The organism is Capsulimonas corticalis (assembly GCF_003574315.2).
Taxonomy (GTDB): Bacteria; Armatimonadota; Armatimonadia; order Armatimonadales; family Capsulimonadaceae; genus Capsulimonas; species Capsulimonas corticalis.
Genome location: NZ_AP025739.1, coordinates 5,162,546 through 5,184,209 on the forward strand (window position 1 = coordinate 5,162,546; position 21,664 = coordinate 5,184,209).

21 protein-coding genes are annotated in these 21,664 nt (G+C 60.0%); 10 read left to right on the plus strand and 11 right to left on the minus strand.

Translation table 11 applies throughout. The annotated features are described in order from the left end of the window. Positions 1–63: 63 nt before the first annotated feature. The 4 genes from D5261_RS22095 to D5261_RS22110 form a co-directional block, all read right to left on the minus strand. Positions 64–1,104: a hypothetical protein gene (locus tag D5261_RS22095; protein WP_119321998.1), complete on the minus strand. Its 1,041-nt coding sequence runs from the start codon at positions 1,102–1,104 to the stop codon at positions 64–66. An 84-nt stretch (positions 1,105–1,188) separates the two neighbouring features. Next, the gene (locus D5261_RS22100) at positions 1,189–2,532 is read right to left on the minus strand and encodes an Nramp family divalent metal transporter (RefSeq protein ID WP_218025620.1); all 1,344 of its coding nucleotides are present in this window, start codon (positions 2,530–2,532) and stop codon (positions 1,189–1,191) included. A gap of 15 nt (positions 2,533–2,547) precedes the next feature. Continuing rightward, positions 2,548–3,252 (minus strand): metal-dependent transcriptional regulator, encoded by a 705-nt coding sequence (locus D5261_RS22105; RefSeq protein ID WP_119321997.1) that lies wholly within the window; start codon positions 3,250–3,252, stop codon positions 2,548–2,550. A gap of 250 nt (positions 3,253–3,502) precedes the next feature. Further along, entirely contained in the window at positions 3,503–4,651 is a 1,149-nt protein-coding gene (locus tag D5261_RS22110) for a citrate synthase (RefSeq protein WP_119321996.1), read from the minus strand. 355 nt (positions 4,652–5,006) lie between these two features. On the opposite strand from D5261_RS22110, the gene D5261_RS22115 reads away from it, so the two are divergent. The 5 genes from D5261_RS22115 (at position 5,007) to D5261_RS22135 (ending at position 9,594) form a co-directional block, all read left to right on the plus strand. After that, entirely contained in the window at positions 5,007–6,062 is a 1,056-nt protein-coding gene (locus tag D5261_RS22115; RefSeq protein WP_119321995.1) for a cytochrome c, read from the plus strand. A 6-nt stretch (positions 6,063–6,068) separates the two neighbouring features. Then, entirely contained in the window at positions 6,069–6,584 is a 516-nt protein-coding gene (locus tag D5261_RS22120; protein WP_119321994.1) for a hypothetical protein, read from the plus strand. 78 nt (positions 6,585–6,662) lie between these two features. After that, positions 6,663–7,670, plus strand: a complete 1,008-nt coding sequence (locus D5261_RS22125) for a Gfo/Idh/MocA family protein (RefSeq protein WP_125206038.1) — start codon at positions 6,663–6,665, stop codon at positions 7,668–7,670. A 72-nt stretch (positions 7,671–7,742) separates the two neighbouring features. Next, positions 7,743–8,291 (plus strand): DUF2721 domain-containing protein, encoded by a 549-nt coding sequence (locus D5261_RS22130; RefSeq protein ID WP_119321992.1) that lies wholly within the window; start codon positions 7,743–7,745, stop codon positions 8,289–8,291. A gap of 88 nt (positions 8,292–8,379) precedes the next feature. Then, positions 8,380–9,594: an AI-2E family transporter gene (locus D5261_RS22135; RefSeq protein WP_165864271.1), complete on the plus strand. Its 1,215-nt coding sequence runs from the start codon at positions 8,380–8,382 to the stop codon at positions 9,592–9,594. 65 nt (positions 9,595–9,659) lie between these two features. Here the strand turns inward: D5261_RS22135 and D5261_RS22140 are convergent, their stop codons facing one another. Then, positions 9,660–11,279, minus strand: a complete 1,620-nt coding sequence (locus D5261_RS22140) for an ABC-F family ATP-binding cassette domain-containing protein (protein WP_119321990.1) — start codon at positions 11,277–11,279, stop codon at positions 9,660–9,662. 480 nt (positions 11,280–11,759) lie between these two features. Here D5261_RS22140 and thrC point away from each other — a divergent pair, with 480 nt between their 5' ends. Genes thrC through D5261_RS22160 form a run of 4 tightly spaced genes read left to right on the plus strand, consistent with a single transcriptional unit; the run spans position 11,760 to position 14,349 of the window. Then, entirely contained in the window at positions 11,760–13,028 is a 1,269-nt protein-coding gene (thrC, locus tag D5261_RS22145; RefSeq protein ID WP_119321989.1) for a threonine synthase, read from the plus strand. Between the two features lie 14 nt (positions 13,029–13,042). Beyond that, entirely contained in the window at positions 13,043–13,765 is a 723-nt protein-coding gene (locus tag D5261_RS22150; protein WP_119321988.1) for a chlorite dismutase family protein, read from the plus strand. Between the two features lie 59 nt (positions 13,766–13,824). After that, a complete protein-coding gene (locus D5261_RS22155) occupies positions 13,825–14,109 on the plus strand; it encodes a ubiquitin-like small modifier protein 1 (protein WP_119321987.1) in 285 nt (94 codons plus the stop codon). Further along, positions 14,110–14,349, plus strand: coding sequence for an NIL domain-containing protein (locus D5261_RS22160; RefSeq protein WP_119321986.1), 240 nt, complete (start codon positions 14,110–14,112; stop codon positions 14,347–14,349). A gap of 57 nt (positions 14,350–14,406) precedes the next feature. Here D5261_RS22160 and D5261_RS22165 read toward each other — a convergent pair whose 3' ends face one another. From D5261_RS22165 to D5261_RS22190, 6 genes are all read right to left on the minus strand, one after another. After that, complete coding sequence (locus tag D5261_RS22165) at positions 14,407–16,107, minus strand: pilus assembly PilX family protein (RefSeq protein ID WP_119321985.1); 1,701 nt, start codon at positions 16,105–16,107, stop codon at positions 14,407–14,409. A gap of 18 nt (positions 16,108–16,125) precedes the next feature. Further along, positions 16,126–16,911 (minus strand): prepilin-type N-terminal cleavage/methylation domain-containing protein, encoded by a 786-nt coding sequence (locus D5261_RS22170; RefSeq protein WP_165864270.1) that lies wholly within the window; start codon positions 16,909–16,911, stop codon positions 16,126–16,128. 17 nt (positions 16,912–16,928) lie between these two features. Beyond that, a complete protein-coding gene (locus D5261_RS22175; RefSeq protein ID WP_119321983.1) occupies positions 16,929–17,438 on the minus strand; it encodes a type IV pilus modification PilV family protein in 510 nt (169 codons plus the stop codon). A 78-nt stretch (positions 17,439–17,516) separates the two neighbouring features. Beyond that, entirely contained in the window at positions 17,517–19,484 is a 1,968-nt protein-coding gene (locus D5261_RS22180; protein WP_165864269.1) for a protein O-mannosyl-transferase family, read from the minus strand. A gap of 152 nt (positions 19,485–19,636) precedes the next feature. Then, positions 19,637–20,002 carry a type II secretion system protein gene (locus D5261_RS22185; protein ID WP_119321981.1) on the minus strand — a complete coding sequence of 122 codons (366 nt, stop codon included), beginning with the start codon at positions 20,000–20,002 and terminating at the stop codon, positions 19,637–19,639. An 80-nt stretch (positions 20,003–20,082) separates the two neighbouring features. Beyond that, positions 20,083–20,448, minus strand: a complete 366-nt coding sequence (locus tag D5261_RS22190; protein ID WP_119321980.1) for a type II secretion system protein — start codon at positions 20,446–20,448, stop codon at positions 20,083–20,085. A 505-nt stretch (positions 20,449–20,953) separates the two neighbouring features. Here D5261_RS22190 and D5261_RS22195 point away from each other — a divergent pair. Continuing rightward, a complete protein-coding gene (locus D5261_RS22195) occupies positions 20,954–21,535 on the plus strand; it encodes an ANTAR domain-containing response regulator (protein ID WP_119321979.1) in 582 nt (193 codons plus the stop codon). Positions 21,536–21,664 lie beyond the last annotated feature (129 nt).

The window sequence follows — 21,664 nt, forward strand, 5'->3', positions numbered from 1 at the left end:
CCTGCTTTTTGTGGGGCCCTATTCCCCCGGCGCTTTAGCGCTGGGGGAATAGAGACGACACCCTCACGCCAGCGGGCGCCGTGTTACCAGCTCATCTTCTTCCTGGCCGCGCCGCAGGGCGGCTTCTTCCGGGGTCTCGGCGAGCCAGTGAGCATTGGCTTCGTCCTCGGCGGAGGTTTCCGTCAGAACCTGCGCGGGGACAACCGGTACTCCGGCCTCAGTTTCCGTAATAAAGCGCGACGCCGGGGCAGGAGGCGCGATCGGAACGACGGGCGTCATGGGAACGGGCTCGGCCATGATGTTGGGATCTTCCATCGCGCGGGCCGGCAGGGGAACGGCGGCAGGAGAAGTATCGGCGATGTATTGCTGGAGGGAGGCGTCGTTGCCCCAGCTCTGGCGGACATCTTCTCCGGCGGCGTTCACGTTGATATCGATGCCGACGGCGTTGTATTTTTCCAGAAGGCGCTTGATGTTATCGTAATCGGAAGGATCGATACGAGCGGCGATGAGGTAATCGCCTTCGGCGACGCGGTCCGCATAGCGGGTGGCGGCGTGCTCGGCCATGCCCATGTCGCGCAGGTATCCCGCGACACCGCCCGCGACTGCGCCTGCGGCCGTGGTGGCGACGGTTGCGCCCAGCGCCGCAGCGAGCGCGCCGCCGGCAAGGACGATGCCGAAGCCGGGGATCGTGATCGCGGCGGCGGCCGCCAGAAGGCCGGCGACCATACCGATGCCGGTGCCGACGGCGGCGCCCGCTTTGGCGTCTTCCACGGTTGTCGTCGTGATGCCCATCTTGCCGACGGCGTCCACGTTCTCGGCGGTATCGACGGAGCTGGCGGGCGTGACGGTGTCCGCGAGCGACGCCGCCGGCAGGGCGCCGGGCCGCGCGACATACACGGCCTCCGGCTCGCCGTTGGCGACCGCCGCAGGATCCGTCACGCGGGTGAAGTCTTCGCGGACGTGAGCGGTTTCGTTCTGCTCCGCCGCGCGGCGCGTGATTACGCCGACATCGTTATGCGACAAGCCGTGATCGATCAGCGCGCCGATGGCGCGCTCCGCGTCCGAGACCGTTTGAAAGAGTGCGTATACTGTTTCCACCGCCATGTGAGTCATCCTCCGTGTGTGTTAAAGACATGGAAGAGATACCCGCTCGCTTGTTATCATTAAACGTTGCGCGGTGAACGCCGTCTATCCCTGCGAGAATGGAAGCGCGCCGCCGAATGTATGCCAGATCAGCAGAACATTGAGCGCGATGATCAGGGCGACACACGCGCCGGCGATCGCGTTGGTAAAGGGCTTGTTCACATGTTCGCGCATCAAATCTTTGCGCCGTGTGAACATCAATAATGGGATCACGACGAACGGCAGCGCCAGAGACAAGCAGACCTGGGAAATGACCAGGATCTGTGTGTCGCCCCAGCCGGTGCGCGGCATCAAATAGATGACGATCAGGGCCGGGACCATCGTCAAACCCCGGCGCAGCAGCACGGAGAACTCGCGGCGGAGGAAACCTTCCATGACCATCTGACCGGCCAGTGTTCCCGTGACGGAGGAGGAAACGCCAGCGGCGAGGAGCGCGATGCCGAAGACCGTCGGCGCGGCGGCGCCGAGCAGCGGTTTCAGGGTCGCATAGGCCTGCTCCAGGCTGGTCACGGCGATTCCGTGACGAAAGAATGTCGCGGCCGCGAGAATGATCATCGCGGAGTTGATCAGCCAGGCGATGTTCAGCGCGAGCAGACTGTCCAGCACCGAAAAGTGCACGACTTTCCGCGTGTGGACATCGCGTTCGCCCGGCGTATCGATATTGTTTTCCATGCCGACCCGGGTTTTGATAACGCCGGAGTGGAGAAACAGGTTGTGCGGCATGACCGTCGCCCCCAGCATGCCGATGGCGACCACGATGGACGCATCCGACGACATCGCGAACGCCGGCCGGGCGGGGAGGGTGGGAATGAAGACGCCATGCAGCACCTGCGCCCAGTGGATCAAGCCGCCCACGGTCGAGATCTCAATCACGTAACACACGCCCACGGTGGCGACCATCGCCAGCACGATGCCCTCAAACGCCCGGAACCCATAGCGATAGATCGCGAGGACGAGAAAGACGACGACTCCCGTAATCAGCGCGGCGGGAAAGAGCGGGATGTGAAAGAGGATCTTGAAACCCAGAGCGGCGCCGAGGAATTCCGCCATGTCGGTCGCCAGCATCGCGATCTCCACCACGATCCAGAGGGCGATGGCGACGGGTTTGGAGAAGTGATCGCGGCAGTTTTCGGCGAGCGTTCGCCCGGTGACGATGCCGAGCTTGGCGGCCAGCATCTGCAAAATCAGCGCCATGATGTTCGAAAGCAGCAGCACCCAGAGCAGGCTGTAGCCGAACGCCGCGCCGCCGGCAATGTTCGTGCCCCAGTTGCCGGGGTCCATATAACCGACACTGACGAGAAACGCGGGGCCTAAATAAGGCGCGAAGGCCCGCAGTCGATTCCAAATTGTCGCAGGGCGTCCGGGCGCCAATGCTATGTTCGGATGCACGTCGTACCCGTTTCTTTAACCGTGATTTGCGGGAACCTGGTCCACCGGCAGCGGCGTCACGAAGACGCTCGCCAGCATCGGTTCATGGACGAGATGAGAGGTTCCGGCGACCAGAATCGTCAGAGAGTTGTCCGAATGCCGATCGGACACAAAAATTTGCGTGTGCAGTCCCATACGACGCTGAGTCAGTTCGCGCAGGAGCGCGGAATCGGTGTCGCGCACGCGCTCGATCCGCACCCAGTCGCCCGCCGCGCACTCACCGAGCGTCTGCCGGCGCGAGTCCACCAGAGCGCCATTGGCGCGCGGGATCGGATCGCCATGGGGGCAGGTCTCCGGATACCCAAGCAGTTCGTCGATCCGTGCTTCGAACTCCTCGGAGATCGCATGCTCTAGCTGCTCGGCCTCGGCGTCCACCTGATCCCAGGCGTAGCCCATCGCCTGGTGCAAATACTGCTCGATCAAACGATGGTGGCGAATCACTTCCAGCGCAATTTTGCAGCCGCTTTCCGTGAGAGTCGCCCCGTGATAAGGAATATAAGATATGAGCCGCATCCCGTCGAGCTGCTTGAGCATCTTCGTGGCGGCGGCGGCCGAAATCCCCACCTTTTCGGCGAGCGCCGAGGTAGTCACCGGAGCGGTGACGGACTGAAGTTTGTAGATCGCCTTGAGATAATCTTCCACCGCCTGACTAGTCGCGCGGCCGCTCTCAGATTTAACCATGGTTAAATCTTACCCGCGTTCACGGGGATTGTCAACCGTGAGCGGCCCTCACCCCCAACCCCTCTCCCAATTCTGGGAGAGGGAGCCAGAGAAGATTAAGATTTTAGATTAGCACATCTGACCTGAAAGCTCAATAAAACTCTGACTCCCCTTCTCCTAGAATTGGGAGAAGGGGCTGGGGGATGAAGGCCCCTCCGAAAATAAAAAAAGGGGCAGGCCGTAATGGCCTGCCCCTTTTGAGAGAGAGTTTCTAGCGCTGATCGATCGGTACGACCGTCAGGTCGCGCGGTCCGATGTAGATGGCGCGCGGGCGGATCAGGCGGTTGTTGCCATACTGCTCCAGGATATGCGCGGTCCATCCGGCGATGCGGGAAACGGCGAAGACGGGGGTGAAGAGGTCGGTCGGGATGCCCAGAACGTGGTAGACGGAAGCGGAGTAGAAGTCGACGTTCGCTTTGAGGGTGGTTTTGCCCTTGGCGGCGAGCGCGGCGTCGGCGGCTTCCTGGACTTTTTCGCTCATCTCGAACCATTTGGTTTCGCCGGTAGCCTCCGCGAGCTGTTTGGACATTTCACGCAGCGAGACGGCGCGCGGATCGAGCGCGCGGTAGACGCGGTGTCCGATGCCGGGAATCTTCTTGCCTTCGGCCAGCATTCCGGAGACGACGGCTTCGGCCTTGTCGGGCGTGCCGATCTTCTCCAGCAGGTGCATGACGTTGATGTTCGCGCCGCCGTGCAGGGGGCCGGCGAGCGTGCCGACCGCGCTGGTGACGCCGCTGTACAGGTCCGTCAAGGTTGCCACGGTGACGCGGGCGGCGAAGGTGGAGGCATTCAGCTCATGGTCGGCGTGCAGCACGAGGGCGACGTCTAGCGCCTTGGTGGCGGTGGCGTTCGGTTCGACGCCGCTCAGGAGATACAGGAAGTTGCCGGCGGTCCCAAGACCCGCCTTCGGCTCCAGGGGTTCTTCGCCTTTGCGCAGTCGATCCAGCGCCGCGACGATCGTTCCGATCTGCGCGGTGACCCGAATGGCCTTGCGGCGGTTGGCTTCGATGCTCTCATCGCCGTGGTCGGGATCGTAGAAGCCCAGCAGCGAGACGGCGGTGCGCAGGGCGTCCATCGGCGTCGCGGTCTTGGGGAAGCGCTTGATGAGCTCCAGCGCTTCTGCGGGGATGGCGCGGTTGGCGTCCAGCTGCGCGTTGAGCTCCGTCAGCTCGTCGCGGTTTGGCAGGCGGCCATTCCACAATAAATAAACGACCTCCTCGAAGGTCGTATGCTGTGCGAGATCATGGATATCATAGCCGGAGTAAATCAGCTTGCCGTCTTTGCCGTTCACATCGCAAATGGCGGATTTTCCCGCGACTACATCCTCAAGACCCTCAGTAAATTCCTTATCGTCTGCCATCTAGGGTGAACCTTCCTCGCTGAAAAATTGTTGCGGCCGGGGCGCGCGCCGCTCGCGCGGCGCGCCGGGGCGTGCGCCTTGCCGAGAGCACCATATTCTACCAGTTTTAGAACGTGAAGTCAAACACATCCCGTTAGGAAATTCCCGCTGTCGCCGCGCGCAATTCGACGGGCGGATTATTGCTCCCAACGCTATAAAACCGGCCAAACTCATCCGTGGGTAAATGCAGGAAATCCGTGGACCGTTCGGTAATTTAACTTTGCTGTGCGCATCGGCGAACCTTCGATCCGTTCGCTGCGTCTTAAGGTTGATCCGCCCGCTTGATTGGATCCCTTATTCACAGCAGGAGAACCCTATGAAGTCCCGCTCCCTCGCCGCGTTCGCCGCATCGGTCGCGGCGCCGGTCGTTTTGATCTCCGCGGCATTGACGACGCGCCCGCTGCCGGCCGCAGAACCCGCGCCGCCCGCCGCCGGCCAGGCGGCGACGCAGTGGAAGTCGCTTTATTCCGAGAAGTGCTCCGCCTGCCATAATCTGCCCAAGCCAGAAGAAAAGGCGATGACGCGCGGAGAGTGGCAAAAGACAGTCAATCGGATGCTGACAAAGTATCACGCCAGCGATTCGATCTCGCCCGCCGAAGCCGGTCACATCGTCGATTATCTGGCGACATTCGCCCCGAAGGGCGGAGACAACAACGCGGCCGATCCGTGGGGCGTCGACCGCATGGACGTTTGGGGGACGCCTCCTTGCTCGACCCAGGTGCTCAATTTCGAAGGACCATCGGCGATGGCGCGAGTGACGCCGATCGGCGCTTCGGCGAAGTGGCGCATCGTCGCCGACAGCCAGTCGCCAGACGGCAACTCCGTCCAGGTTTCTTGTCCTACGGGAACGCCGTCCAAATTCGCCATGCTGGGAACCCAGGGAGCATCGGGACAGGATCTTGATGTCCGCGTCCGTTTCAAGATCGTCAATGGAAAAATGAGCCCCGCCGTCGGCGTCGCCTTCGGTATGCAGGATCTGAGCCATTATTCCGTGCTGCGCTACGATCAGGCGCACAACGATCTCGCCCTGATCCTCGTCAACGGAGCCATTCATACGACGCTGCAAAAGACCAGCTTGAACGGAGATCCCGCGCCCATTGCGCCGCAGGTCCCAGGAACGCCGGCGAAGGCCGCCCCCGCTCCCGTCCGGGCGCTGTCGATCGCGCCGAACCAGTGGCATACGCTGCGCGTGTCCGTGAAGGATGGCGAGGTGCGTGGCTGGATCGACATGAACAAACGGCTTTCCATCAAGGATGACGGATATCGCGGGGGCAAGGTCGCGCTCTGGTCTCAGGGCGACACCACCGCTTCCTTTGACGACTGGACCGTCGATATCTATGATACGCAGCCGTCGATGAAACCGGCGGCTTAAATTTCCATGACCATTCCGACCACCACGACCGAAGCGCCGAATGGCCCCGTGCAGTTATTGACGGACGCCAAAAAAGAGAAATTTCGGCTGGACTACAACGGCGCTTCCATCTTCCAGGGCTCCGTCAAGGTGCGCCGCGCCGACACGGCCCTGTCCCTCAAAGACGCCAATACGCGATTATTCGTGCTGTCGAAGTACGACGGCTGGGATATTGTCACACAGACAATCCGAGTCGGCGTCATCGGCGCGACCGATGGCGATATTGTCTTGCTCAAAGGTGTCCTTCCCGAGACTTTTGGGGGTATGCTATGCAAAGCGGAACATGTTGCGCTGCCGCCTGAGCCCGTGGAAGCAGACGCTTCGGCGTTCTACTGTATCGACCACGATTGGATGCTTTCGGTGGACGATGGGGCGGAAGGATCGTTTCTGACAGCGACGAACGGCAAGACCAAGATGGAGTTCGCCGGGGAGATCGTCCTGCGCTTCCGCCCCTGGTACCGCGCGCGGCATTGCGGGGTTTAAGACTCGCTCCGGGGTGGGTTTGCCAGGCCGAAGATCAAGAGATTTGCAGCAACTTTTAAGGAGATCGGGATATTGGCGATGAAGGCATTGTTAGTCGGCGCCGGCGGCATGGGGCGCGCCTGGGGCCGCAACTTGGTGGAGAATGAAGATGTCGAGCTTGTGGGCTGGGTGGACATCAACGCGGCGGCGGCGGCGGAAGCGGCGGAGCAATTGCGCTTGTCGTCAGCGTTTACCGGCGACGATTTGAGCAAGGCGATCGCGGAGGTCAAGCCCGACTTCGTGGTGGATGTCACGATCCCTGAAGCGCATCGCGACGTCACCGTCACAGCATTGAAGGCCGGCGCGCCGGTGCTGGGGGAAAAGCCGATGGCGGCGTCCATGGAGCAGGCGCGGGAGATGGTCGCCGCGTCTGAAGCGTCCGGCAAGCTCTACATGGTCAGTCAGAGCCGGCGTTACGACGCGCGGCTGCACGCCTATCGCCAATTGATCGCTGACCGGATCGGCGGGAGTCTAGGCATCCTCAATTCCGATTTCTACATCGGCGCGCACTTCGGCGGCTTCCGCGATGAAATGCCCAGTCCGCTCGTGCTGGATATGGCGATTCACACCTTTGACGCCGCTCGTTATCTCAGCGGCGCCGATCCCATTGCGGTGTACTGCGAGGAATTCAATCCTTCGTGGAGCTGGTACAAGGGCGACGCCAGCGCGACCGCCATCTTCGAGATGACCGGCGGCCTGCGCTACACCTATCGCGGCAGCTGGTGCAGCGAAGGCGCGGGGACCTCCTGGGAAGGCGACTGGCGCGCCGTCGGCCCGCACGGCACGGCAGTTTGGGACGGAGAGCACGCGCCAAGCGCGGACGTGGTTCTCGAAGCGGCCGGCTTCCATTCCAAGACCGAGAAGGTTTCCAGCGAAATCGCCCCGGACTACATCGGCGGCATCGCCGGCTCGCTCCGTGACTTTATTCATGCGCTCAAGACCGGAGAAACTCCGATGGGCGAGTGTCACGATAACATCAAGAGCCTGCAAATGGTGTTTGGCGCGATGGAATCCGCGCGAACAGGGCAGCGGGTGCGGCTGGATTAAAGACGGTCCGTGGAGCTTCGAAATCGCTACGACTGATCTTTTCGATCGAGACTGCGCAGTACTGAACACCCAATGCCGACATTTGCCGATAACCCATTCACGCTTCTCTCTCTAATCGCCGCGCCTGCGGTTTTGACAAACGCGTCGTCCGTTCTGGCCCTTGGCACGAGCAATCGGTTCGCGCGCGCCATCGACCGGGCGCGTGCGCTGTCGGCGCAGTTGGAATCGCAGAAGCCGGATGATCCGAAGTCTCCAGACGCCGAGTGGAAGGCGGAGCAAATGTCTCTGCGCTTCCGGCAGCTTGGGCGCGTGGAGCGCCGCTCGATCTTGCTGCTGAATGCGCTGACATCCTTCTATTCGTCGCTTGGCTCGTTCGCCGCCGCCAGCCTCGTGTCATTGCTGGGCGCGGGGATTGCGGCCACCGGACATCATCCGATGGCGATCCGCGTCCTGCTCGGCCTGGCGCTCCTCGCCGGTTTCTGGGGGGTGGGCGGATTGGTCTATGGCACCTTTCTTCTCGTCCGCGAAACGCGTCTCGCGGTCGTGAACTTGAAAGAAGAAGCCGCCGCCGTACGCAAGAGGCATCACCGGGTGCTGCCGCCGGAAGCGCCAAGCGATTGACGTCCCTTCTCTGTATCAGAAAGCGCCGGGAGTGTCCCGGCGCTTTTTTCTTGCCTCTGGGTATAATCTGGACAACATGATCCCTCCAATGCCCACGGCCATTTCCACCTCGCCACGCAATTTGATTCGACTGGGCTTTTTTACCGCGCTCGGAGTTGCGATCCTTTATGTTCTGGCGGTCTTTGTCGAGCACCTTTCCAAAGCGGTGATCTCCATTGCGACTCCGTTTGTGGTAGGAACGGCGCTGGCGCTGCTGATGGACCCGGTGGTCGATCGCCTGGAGCGGCGTGGTTTGAGCCGTCTGGGCGGCGTCGCGCTCGTGTTTGGTTTGTTCCTGTTTTTCACCGTGAGCTTGACGTATCTGATCGTGCCCGCGCTGGTCGATCAGGCCAGCGGGCTGGCGACGAATGCGCCGGCGAACATCAGTAAAATCCATGATATGGTGGATACATTTCTCAAAAGCCATCGGAAAATTGGCCCCATCAAACTGCCGAACAACTTCACGAGTTACGACAAAATTATGGGCGGCGTCTCGTCGAAAGCGGCGGAGGTTCTTCAGCAGTCGGCGGGCAATGTGGCGAGCTTCCTGCTCGGCTCGATCACGACGATCTTGCAGCTTGTGGTCTCCCTGATCGTGACGTTTTATATGCTGGTTGACATCGACCGGCTGCGCGCTCGTTTCTTCTTTCTGCTCCCGGAAAAGCGGCGGGCGACTGTGGGCGAAGTGGCGACCGATATCGGCGGCGTCTTCGCGGGATATCTTCGCGGGCTGCTCATCGTCTGCGCGCTGTACGGCGCGGCTACGATGGGCCTGCTTTACGCGATGTCCATCAAACATGGCGAGATCGCTCAGTATGCGCTGCTCGTAGGAGCGGCCGCAGGCGTACTCTACGCCGTTCCCTACATTGGCGCGCTCTCCACGGCGCTTGTCACCTTCATCGTCGCGTTCGCCGCCGGCGGCTTTTCATTCGGATGCTGGGGCATCGTCTTCACGCTGATCCTCAACCAGGTCTTCGACAACGTCATCACCCCGCGCGTCGTCGGCGGCGGGGTAGGGCTGCACCCCGTGGCCTCGCTCTTTGCGCTGACCCTCGGCGGCGAGCTGTTCGGTTTGTGGGGATTACTGCTCTCGGTGCCGGTCGCCGCCAGTATCCAGGTCATACTGCTGCGCGTGTTTCCCAAACTCAGCGAACCGACCCCCGCGCCGTTTTTGCGCGCTCAGGGGGTACGGGTGACGGAGTCGTCACAGACATCGCAGATTTTGGGGAAAGAGCCAAGTGAGGAAGAGAAGCCGAAGGAGTGAGCTGAGAGGCTAATCCCCGTGTTAATCCCTATTCCCCCGGCGATAAAGCGCCGGGGGAATAGGGTCTACACACCCAGCGCTTCCACTCTCGAATGCCACGTCGTCCAGTTTCCACTGACCGCCTTCACCACGCCTCCTCCCTCAAACACCAGAAGCCGTGTCGCTACGGCGTCAATGAAGAAGCGGTCGTGGCTGACGACAATGGTGGCGCCGGGGAAGTGGACGAGGGCGCGCTCCAGTACTTGAATGCTGGTGACGTCGAGGTGGTTGGTGGGCTCGTCGAGGACGAGCGCGGCGGCGCCGGAGAGCAGGCAGCGCGCCAGAGCGACGCGGGCTTTCTGGCCGCCGGAGAGCGTGCTGATTTTTTGCTTCATGTCCATCTCGGAGAATTGGAGCAGACCGAGGAAGCGGTGGACTTGCTTGCGGCGCGCGTTGTTCGCCATCTCGTAGACATTCACGGCGTGTGAAATCGTGTCGTTTGGGGGCAGCTCGGCCAGCACTTGATTGAAGTAGGCGAATTTGACTCCGCTGGCCCACGCGGCGCGGCCTTCGTCGGGCTTTTCTTCGCCGGTAATCAGACGCAGGAGCGTCGATTTTCCACTGCCGTTGGCCCCGATGATCGCGAGGCGCTCGGACTTGTTCATTTCGAAGGTCATGTCGGTGAACAGGGTTTGGTCGCCGTAGGCTTTGGAAATCTTCTCGGCGCTGAAGAGCTTTTCCGGGACGCGCAGCATGTCGTAGATGTCCGTCACGATGACGTCGGCGGGGCGCGGCTCGGCGCGCTTTTTGACGTCGGCGAGGCGGCGGCGCAGGGCCTGGCTGGGATTGGCCGCGTCTTGTTTGCGCGCTTCTATCGTTTCGGCTTCGATCTCCAGCATCTCTTCTTCATGCTGGAACTGGGATTGAAGCGTCTTCAGGCGGAACGGCTTTTCGCGGATATAAGTCGTATAGTCGCCGTCGTATTCGTGCAGATGATAGTTCTCGACTTCAACGATCTTGTTCACAACGCGATCCAGAAAGTGCCGGTCGTGGGAGACGACGAGATAGGCGCCGCGCATCTTTTGCAGCCAGCCTTCCAGCCATGTCACGCCTTCTAGGTCCAGAAAGTTCGTCGGTTCGTCGAGCAACAAGACATCGGGTTCTTCTAAAAGAATTTTAGCGAGGCTGGCGCGGTTGCGCCAGCCGCCGGAAAGCTGCTGGACGGGGCGATGGCGGTGTTCGTCGCTGAAGCCGAGTTTGGAGAGGACGGTATTGATCGCCGTGGGGTAGTTCCAGCCATCGCGTCGCTCCATCTCCTCCAGTAAGTGCGCCTGACGGGCGAGCAGGGGATCCATTGCGTCCATGTCGAGATCGGGATCGGAAAGTTTGATCCCGATCTCGTCGATCTCGGCTTCGATGGTCCGGATGTCCGCGAAGACTCCTTCTAAGACTTCCTGGACCGATGTTTCGTCGTCCAGCTCGGAGAACTGGGAGAAGTAGCCGATACGGACGTTTTGATCGACTTCGACTTTGCCTTCCGTCAGCTCGACCTGGCCGAGAATCAATTTGAGAAGCGTGGTTTTGCCGGCGCCGTTTTTGCCGATAAAGCCGACCCGGTCGCCCGCCTGCAAGCGAAAGAAGACCTCGCGGAGCACGGTGCGCTCATCGTAGCGCACCGAGACATTGTTGAGACGAATAAAGCTCATGAAATCACCTTTGGATCAAACTCTCTTGGCCGGCGGCGTCTATCTCTTGACAACGCGCGCCGGCCGCCAGTATAATAATACCAAAATTAGCAGTTAAAGGCGTTGACGAAGAGGAGTACGCCGTAGCGGATCGCAGACAGAGACCTGGGGCAGCTGAGAACCGGGGCGTGAGGCGCGGCGGAAATGACTTTCGAGCTGGGTGGGGGAAAGGCCGTTTTGGCTGAGTAGTTCACTCCGGGGGGCTCCCGTGATTGGGCTAGGGTCGAAAGAGTGCGCTCATACGCGCATCACTTGCACCCGTCAAGGCGGCGCGCCGCGAGGAGCCCGCGAAACAAGGTGGTACCACGAAGGTGACAAATGCCTCTCGTCCTTGTGCAGGGGCGGGAGGCATTTCGTGCTGAAATGCCTGTCGCCAAATTTGACCCCGCGTCGGATTGAACCTCGCGGGTCGAACACCAGAGCTCAGGAGGCCGTCACTTCATGGCGAAAGTTTTAGGTTTGCGCTGCCGCGAATGCGGGCAGCAGTACGATAAGGCTCCGATTCACGTCTGCGAGCTGTGCTTCGGGCCGCTGGAAGTCCAGTACGATTTCACCGCCGGTCCTAAGATCACCCGTGAGCTGATCGAGGACGGCCCGCTGACGATGTGGCGCTACAAGGATCTGCTGCCGCTCGACGGCGAACCCACGGTCGGCAAGCACGTCGGCTATACCCCCCTGGTCAAGGCGGACAATCTGGCGAAGGCGCTCGGTCTGACCGGCGAAGTCTACGTCAAGAACGATTCTGTCAGCCACCCAACCCTTTCCTTTAAGGACCGCGTTGTTGCGGTCGCGCTCTCCAAAGCGCGCGAGTTCGGATTCGATATCGTCGGCTGCGCCTCCACGGGGAACCTCGCGAACTCCGTCGCCGCCCACGCGGCCGAGGGAGGCTTCGAATCCTATATCTTTATTCCGCACGATCTGGAGCAGGGCAAGATCGTCGGCACCCTGATCTACGGCGCCAACGTCCTTTCCGTCCAGGGCAACTACGACGAAGTCAACCGCCTCTGCTCGGAAGTCGCCGGCAAGTATGGCTGGGGCCTGGCGAATGTGAACCTTCGCCCCTTCTATGGCGACGGCTCCAAGACCTTTGGCTATGAGATCGCCGAGCAGCTTGGCTGGCGCACCCCGCAGCATGTCGTCTGCCCATCGGCCGGCGGCTCGCTGGTCACCAAGATCTACAAGGCGTTCCAGGAGTTCCATAAGCTCGGTCTGATCGACGAAGTGCAGACGAAGATGTACGTCGCGCAGGCGACGGGCTGCAATCCGATCTCCACCATGGTCAAGGAACAGACGGAGATCATGAAGCCGGTGCGGCCGAACACGATCGCCAAGTCCATCGCGATCGGCAACCCGGCGGACGGCTACTACGCCGCCGAAACCTGCCGCAAGTCGGGGGGCTGGGCGGAAGACGTCACGGACGAAGAAGTGGTCGAGGGGATTTCGCTGCTGGCGAAGACCGAAGGCATCTTCACCGAGACCGCCGGCGGCGTCACCGTCGCCGTCACGCGCAAGCTGATCGAGCAGGGCCGCATTCCGAAGGACGAGAGCGTCGTGATCTGTATCACCGGAAACGGCATGAAGACGATCGACGCCGTCGTTGGCAAAATCGGTCAGACGATCCCGATTTCGCCTTCGCTGGCGTCGCTGGAGATTGCGCTGTCGGAGCGCGGACTGGCCGCGAAGCCGGGCCGTCCGCTCGTCACTGCTTAAGAGAGAACGTACTTATGGCAAATCTCGCCGCTGAGGAAAACGCGAAGCTGCCCCGGCAGTTCGTCAACTTCGCTTACTATAAACTGGATCCGGCCTATCTGCTGCTGGATGACGAGACGCGCAAGGCCGGCGTCGCGGAGCTAACGGAAGTCCTGAAGTCCTGGCAGAGCAAGATCCTGCTCTACCCGTACACCACGTTCGGCGTTCGCGCCGAAACGGACTTCCTGCTCTGGCGGATTTCGTATCATCTGGACGACTTCGAGAAGATGGCGACCGAGATGCGGCGCACGCATCTGGGCAAGTATCTTCAGACGCCGTACTCGTTCCTGGCGATGACCAAGACCAGCATCTATGTGGACGACCATGTCCATGAAGGGCAGGAAAGCGTCCGCAACCAGATCGTCATCGGCGGCGGCAAGTATCTCTTCGTCTACCCGTTCGTCAAGACCCGGCCATGGTATGTGCTGGACAAGGAAGAGCGCCAGCGCATCATGCGCCAGCATATCAAGTTCGGGCATGAGTTCCCGTCGGTCAAGCTGAACACCACATACTCGTTCGGCCTGGACGATCAGGACTTCGTGGTGGCGTTCGAGACCGACTATCCTGCGGACTTCCTGGATCTGGTGCAGGGCCTGCGCGAGACGGAATCCAGCCTGTTCACGCAGCGCGACACCCCGATCATCACCTGCACGCAGCAGGAGATCGGCGAGATGCTCGCGCATATCAGCGGCATTTAAGTATTATTGGCGCGCGGCGATGGACGCCGCGAGATTTTATCAAGAGGAGTAATCATCAAATGGCAGTCAGCGTATTGATTCCCACACCGCTTCGGGGTTTGACGGCGGACCAGGACACTGTGGAGACGCAAGAGGGAACGATTGCGGAGCTTATCCAGTCTCTGGAGAGCGAGTATCCCGGCATTGGCAATCGTCTCAGTTCCGAAGACGGCGTGCTTCGCCGGTTCATCAACATCTATGTCAACGGCGAAGATATCCGGTTCCTTCAGGGCGCCGATACGCCGGTCAAGAACGGCGACGAAGTATCGATCGTACCGGCGATTGCCGGCGGGAAGGACTGTTAAATGGCTGTCGAGCGCTTCAATCTGACATTCAATTCGCAAATGGCGAACATGCCGATCATCTACAATATCGGTCAGAAGTTCCAGGTCGTCACGGTGATCGAACGCGCGAACATCTCTGAGGAAGCCGGCTGGGCGCAGGTCGCGTTCAACGGCACGGGCGAAGAGATTCAGCGCGCCATCGCGGACCTGAACACCATCGGCGTATTCGTTTCCCCTCTGGAGTTGGCGGTCGTCGCCTAACCGTTCTCAAGGATTCAAGTCGCCCTCCGGCCCCACTCGGGCCGGAGGGCGTCTTTTTTATGTCAGCATTCCCGTCACGCGCTGCCAGGAGAGCACGTCGTAGTGGTTTCCGGTCGTTGGGAAGAACGGCGGCGGGTGATCGGCGAGGCGGGTATCGTAATGGTACTGTTCTTGATAGCCGCTGGCGAGCGAGCCGTCGGAGTTCGCGTAGGCGAAGATACCGGACGATTGGGTGATGACGCCGCCGATGGATGTCATGGTTCCATTCGAGCTGGAGGAGGGGATCGACGGGTTCGCCGCGTCGAACGTGGACGTCGCGAAGATATTCCCGTCGTACTCCAGGTTCGGTCCCGCCCCGCTTGCTACGGAGATATGGTGGCCTAAGAGGCCGAACACGCCGGCTTTCTGGTTGAAATTGGTGTCCGACGCCTGCGCGATGGACAGGTTTCGCGCCGTGTTATAAGTGATCGAACCGGTCAGCGTGACGTCTTTGGAGGCGGCGATATCGGTCGCGATCGTCATTTGCGATCGATAGGTGATGTTGCCGGATGAATCGACTTTGTTGTCCGCGATCTGGCCGCTCAGTCCCGTGATATTCCCGTCGGAATAGACCATGCCGTTCGGCGTGCCTGTGAGCGTGGTCATGGTGTGGACGCCGCTGACGCTCTTGTCGACCTTCGTCTGGTTGTTGCTTGGGTCGACCGTGATCGTCTGAATGGTCGTTCCCTGAGTGACGGTGATGACCTGGTTGCCGCTGCCGTTGACGCTCAGGGCGACCACGCTGTTGCCGTGCAGGAAAATGCCGCCGGAGACGGTTCCCGAAGAGTTGACGATCGTGGCGCCGGCCGTTGTCGGCGTTCCCGCCGGCGCGGTGGTGCAGGGCGTCGGCGCCGGTAAGCCCATCGCGGCGTACTCCTGGGTATAGTCCGTGGTGGGAAGCGGGATTTGCGCCGAGTTCGGGATTTTTTTGCCGGAGCTATCGAGCAGGAAGTTGCCGTTGGCGTCCGTTTTATATCCCGTCGTCATACTCGGCTGCCCGCTCGTGGCGATACTTTTATAGTCGCTGATCGAGCTGGGGCTCGACACCACGCCGATGCTGTTCTTCCACCATGTTACATTGCCCGAGACGGAAAACGCATCGTCGCCCGTGTACGTAAACATGGGGTTTGCCGTGTTATTGGACTTCCACAGGATGGTGGTTTGCAGACCGTCCGCATCATTGGAGTGAAACGGCCCTTCGAAATGGTTGTTAAAGTCCCAAAATCCCGCGCCGTCGTTCACCGTGAAGTATGCGTACTTCCCGAAGCTCGCCTGCTGCACATAGACACGCACGGTCTGTGAGGCGCCGCTGGGCATCGTCGCCTGCGATTCGATCACATAATGTTTCTGCGTGCTCGTCGGATTGGTCGCATCGCCATCGATCCTCACCGTCAGAGTCGTTCCGGTCTGTCCAAACGGCGCCGTGATCGTTCCATTGGTGCCGTAGAAGTTTGTCATGGGGTGCAGGGCGTTGTCGTCCGGCGGGCTCGCCTGCTGCGTGAGCCAGGCGATGGCGAGGTCGACGCCGGAATCCGCCATGTTGAACGCTTCCGTGGTGTCGTTGCGGTGCTGCGACATTTGAATGGTCGCGCCGACCAGGGACACCAGACCCAGCGCCAGCGTGGACATGGCGAAGATCAGCACCAACGATGTCGCAAGAGCCGCGCCGCGCCGCCGGGAGGCGAGTCTTTTGAGCGTGATGGGTTGCAGAGTAGACATTGCCGGAGTTCTTTCTCGTTAGTACTGCGTGCGTCCATGAGCGCCGTTGGATGTGACGCCGAATGGATTGTGATCGCGCAGGTAAACGCACTCGCCCGTGAGCTGCGTCACATTCCCATTCGCCGCATCCGACGACGTGTAACCATGGATGGGATCGTAGTAGGAGCTGACGATTTTGATCTTCACTTCATTCGCAATGGGCGTCACGCCGTCCGGCATATACGGCTGGATAAATTGGACGGCGTTGGGCAAGGGCGCGACGGATTTGATAATCGCGCGATTGACGGCTTGCCCTTGATCGATCCCGTTCTCCCAGAGGCACGTGCCGGTATTAGGGTTGGGCGTGCCGTTAGTGTTGGAGCGGTAGTAGTTCAGACTGACGCCGTCGTTTTTGACGTCCCAAAGGCTCGTACCGCCCGTGAGCGCCTGCGCCGATCCTCCCGAGGTCAGCTTCACGGATGTGGACGAGTTCGCCGCCGGCATGACGATATGGATCCCCGTGACGGCCACGTAGTTTCCCGTACTGTCGACGGCGTCATAGGTCGTGCCGTAAGTTCCCCCGTCCATGAGGGCGAATGAGCGCGCCTCGCGCAGATCATCCGAAACGGACTGGATGCCTCGGGCGGCGTCCAGCGAGGAGCTAGAAGCACCGTTGACGCTCGCGCACAATCGGAGCATGGTGATAAACAGCGACATGACGCCCAGCATCAGCAGCGAGAACACCCCCATGCCGATCATGATCTCGACGAGGGTGAATCCGCGCGATTTGGAAAGTCCGCCGTTCCGCATGGTGTCAAATCTCATAACGTTGCCTTGCGCCGCTATCGAGCCGCGATGATCGTATGCGTGGTAAAGTTTCCGGAGCTCTGGCTGCCGCCTTGCCATGCGATGGTGACCGTGGCTTGAACGGCCTGCGCGAGCGTGGGCGCGTTCGAGCCGGTAGATGTCAGCGCCTGGCTGATCCATATCTTGCCGGTGCTGCCAGGCGGGAAATACCCGACGGAATTGCCGTTGTCGATCAGGTCGTCGACAACAGTGAACGAAAACGAGCCGTCCGAATTTTGCGTCGCCGAGTCGACAACGCCGCGTCCGTACAGCGCCGAGCCGTTCATTCCCGTAAAGCCCAGATCGCGCAATTGATCGATCTTCTGCTGGGCCAGCAGGGACGCCTGCGCGTAGTTGGCGCCGACATGGCCGGCGCGCGTGGCGACCGGGAAAGTCGCCCCAAACAGCAGCACCATCATTCCAAAAACGAACAGAGAGATCGCCAGCTCCACGAGGGTGAAGCCGCCGTTTCGTCGCATCCATGTTTTCTGGCGTGAGTGATTCATGTGTCTGCTTTCTGATAACAATGCTTACTTGGAATTATGCCGTTATTAGGGCGCGGCGGTATCCGTAAAGATAAGTGTTTAATTGACGCTCGCCTGCGCCGACATCGCGGTTTTCATCGGCTGTCCGCGCAGTTCGGCGATGCGCTGCAACGTATCTTCGGCTTCCCGGCTCTTGAACAGGCGCAGCACATGGCGGTACGCAATCTCGGCTTCGTCCCAATCACCGCTCAGAAAGGCGATTCGGCCGCGCGCGATCTCTCCATTCACGTAATCCAGAGCCATATTGGTGAGGAAATCGTCGGTCACATACATGCCGTCGTAGACGCCGCGAAGCGAATAGTTTCTCCAGACACGCTTGGTCTCGGCGAGCAGAACGGGCGGCGCCGGACGCCGATCGTGAGGAAAAATCTCCAGTAGCAGGCCGATCTGCGCGATGGACGCCGTTTTCTCCAGATAATCCCGCACCGTGATCGTCTTGTCCCGCTCCAGGTGGATCGGAGGACCGTCCATCGCTCCCAAAAAGTAGAGCGGTCGATTCACGGCGAGGCAATGGGTGATAATGCGGCGCAGCGGCTCTTCGCGCGTCGCCTGTCGGATGGTGACCGAATCTGCCGGAAAGATCGAGGCCATATCTCGATCGCCTTGGGTGACTTGCGTGAGGTACCAGCCGCATACCCAGCGGTGATAGACTTTGTCGTAAATACCGGCGAGCATGCCGCGCTTGACGAGCGTGACATCCAGCCGGCGGCCTTCCACATGCTGCAAATACGAGATTGCGGAATCCGATGTATCGCGTCCAAAATCGATCAGAACGCCGCCGCGCGGGATGGTCGCGAGCAGATTGCGGCCGTAGTCATAGCAGGTCCAGTTATGGCTGAGGTCGTTGAGCGTCCAGTGCCGCATTGCCTGGAACGGAGTGATCGCCAGCGCGCAGGCAGCCGCGAGAGTTGCGAACGCGACATGCTTGCTGGGTTCGACACCGCGCTGGATAACGTCCCAGGCCGCCGTCATCGCAAATCCCGCCGCCAGGGACATGCTGATATAGCACGGAATAAAGTAGATATAGGCGTTGTAAATTCCGTAATTAACCGTGTAGAAGACATCCGCCAAAATTACCCATGACAGCAGGATCGCCAGGGGGCGATGGTCCCGGCGGCTCCAAAGGACGATCAATCCGGCAAGGGCGAGCGTGGCGCCGGCCCACGTCAGTTCGCGTCCAAGACCGAAATACCAGGCGCTCAGCTGAAGCATCACATCGTGGAGACTGGAGTGAAACATGGCGTCAGAATACTGACGGCCAGTCACATGAAACCAGAATGCGAACGGCGAGGTGACGCCTCCCCAGTTCGCGGCGGGGTGAGCCGACGCCCGGATGGGAAGATAGGCGTAAAACAGCAGCGGAGCCAATCCCATGGCGATCGTGGACGTCCATTTCCGCCGCGTCTCTTGGTCCCTCAGTCGAAGCAGAGCCGGCTTAGTCATCAAAATAAATGCGAGGAAACCCGGAAGGAACAAAGTATTGGTCTGGTGATTGGTGAGGGCGAATCCATAGACGAGCGCCAGCATCCGTAAATCTCTCGTTTGACATCCGCGCGTTCGCCAGCGCGCCGCCAGGAATAAGAGGAGCGACGTGTAGAACGCCGTCAGGCTGTAAGTCTCACAAAATAAGCATTGCTGCCAGAACGTGAGTGAAAACGCGAACATGCCGGCGGCGGCCGCCGCAACGACTCGGGAAGCTCCGACGGAGCGTGAGAAGCCGTATAGACAGGGAATCGCGAGAGCCCCAAACAGGGCGCTCAGCACATTCAATCGCCAAATCGGCGCGCCTACGGGCAGGATGAGTGTCCAGAGTTTCGCCAACAGGCACCAGACGGGATATCCCGTCGGGTGGGTGACGCCGAGGGAATACGCCGCGGTCGCCAGTTCTCCGCAATCGCCCCAATAGATTGTTGGACAAAGTGTGCGCAGATACACGAAAAACGCCATCGCAAACAGCGCGGCGGCGACCCATCGGTCCTGAATATGAGCTTTGAGAGGAAAAATCATGGTTTCTCGACTGTCCATAGTGATGCGCTAATGCGACGATTCTTAGTTACATATCGGCGAAATCCCGCATTTTCTACAGGTTGGAGAATGAGAAACAAAAACAAGGCGCCGGATAAATCCGGCGCCTTGCCAATCGAAACGATCCGTGAAGCTTACGGCAGAACGTGCGACCAGTTGGTGTTGGTGGTGTTCGAACCAATGCTGCACGTCGGGCTCGTGGAAACGTCGCCCAGCGTATAGGTGCCCGATTCAGGACAGGTCGGGTAAGTCTTGATGTAGGTCGGGGCCAGGTTGGCGCTGGTGGGCGTGGCGGTGGCGGCGGCCTTGGTGTCCATGGCCCACTGCTGCTTGGCGCTGTCGATCTGCTTGAGGTTGGCGATGCACGCCTTGGCGCGAGAGGATTCCCGAGCCTGGACGAAGCTGGGGATCGCAACCGCCAGCAGAATGCCGATGATCAGAACGACGATCATGATCTCGACCAGCGTAAAGCCGGTCTTCTTATTGTGAAGCATTTTCATATTCGGATTTTCCTTTGAGTATCGAAAAGCCGGCCGACGCTTCAGGCGCCGGCCAGCGGTCGTTGGCGTGATGTGAAAGCTTACGGCAGGACGTGCGACCAGTTGGTGTTGGTGGTGTTCGAGCCGATGCTGCACGTCGGGCTCGTGGAAACGTCGCCCAGCGTATAGGTGCCGGCTTCCGGGCAGCTCGGGTAAGTCTTGATGTAGGTCGGGGCCAGGTTGGCGCTGGTGGGCGTGGCGGTGGCGGCGGCCTTGGTGTCCATGGCCCACTGCTGCTTGGCGCTGTCGATCTGCTTGAGGTTGGCGATGCACGCCTTGGCGCGAGAGGATTCCCGAGCCTGGACGAAGCTGGGGATCGCAACCGCCAGCAGAATGCCGATGATCAGAACGACGATCATGATCTCGACCAGTGTAAAGCCTGTTTGCTTCTTGCGGAACACGTTCATACTTACTCCTTGTACCTTCTGTCCCGCATTGAAGTTGTAGCACGGGATCAGTCGTATTCGATATCTTTATATCGGTAGGAGTCCTCGTCAGGATTAGAGCGTCACATTCGGTATTAATACGAGTTTTCGTCGTTTTTCTTCAAACAGCCATACTTTGGGTTCACCGATATCTCGATAGGCCGCCGCCTAGCGAAATATCACATAGATGCTTGACTTTCAATACAGAGTTATGTAATACTAGCCCTACATCGACGGTGAAGCCCGTCGTTCGAACCGCTCCAATGCAGGATCGTGCTTCGATCTTTTCTTTTTTGTATCACGCGTCTCACGCAATGAATGCGTAACCATTTCTCTGCCAATGAGGTTAGCCCGACAGTGTTGTCAATTACTAGACAACGCTGTGCGACGCTAACCTTTTTTGTCGTCTCCGGTCCACCCCGAACACACCGTTCCGTGCTGTGTTTACCGGCCGCTGAGACAAGGAGAACTTGGGATCTTCCACCTTATGGAACACGCAAAAGTTGTTGTTGCCGATGACGACCCAATCACACGTATGGATCTTCGGGTCACTCTGGAAGAACTCGGCTTAATGGTGCTGGGGGAGGCGGAGGACGGACGCCAGGCGGTGGATCTCGTGCGATCCCTGCGCCCCGATCTGGCGATCCTGGATGTCATGATGCCCCAGATGGACGGCCTGGAAGCCGCCCGCATCATTCGCTCGGAAGATCTGGCTCCGGTCATGCTTCTCACGGGATACGCCGAGGAAGACATGGTGAGCAAAGCCGACTCCGCCGGCGTGCTTGCTTATGTGCGCAAGCCGTTTCGCAAGGAAGACTTGATGCCGGCGATCGCCATTACCCTCGGACGGTATCGGGAGCGTCACAATCTCGAACAGGAAATTGAATCCCTCAAGGAAAAAATGGAATCCCGCAAGGTTGTCGGCCGCGCGAAGGCGATTTTGATGGAACGCTATAACCTTACGGAACGGGAAGCGTTTCACCGCATACAAAACAAGAGTCAAATGCTGCAAAAGCCGCCCCATGAGATCGCGAAGGCGATCATTACGGCGAGCGAGCTGGGCGTTTAGGATTTACCTGCGCAATGTCACACTGTATGGATCGCACGGGGGCTATGGACGGCCCAAAGGACGCGGCAATTGAGCCGGTCATCATGTTAACCACTATTGTCACCGCCTTGACGCCGGGATCCGTTCCCG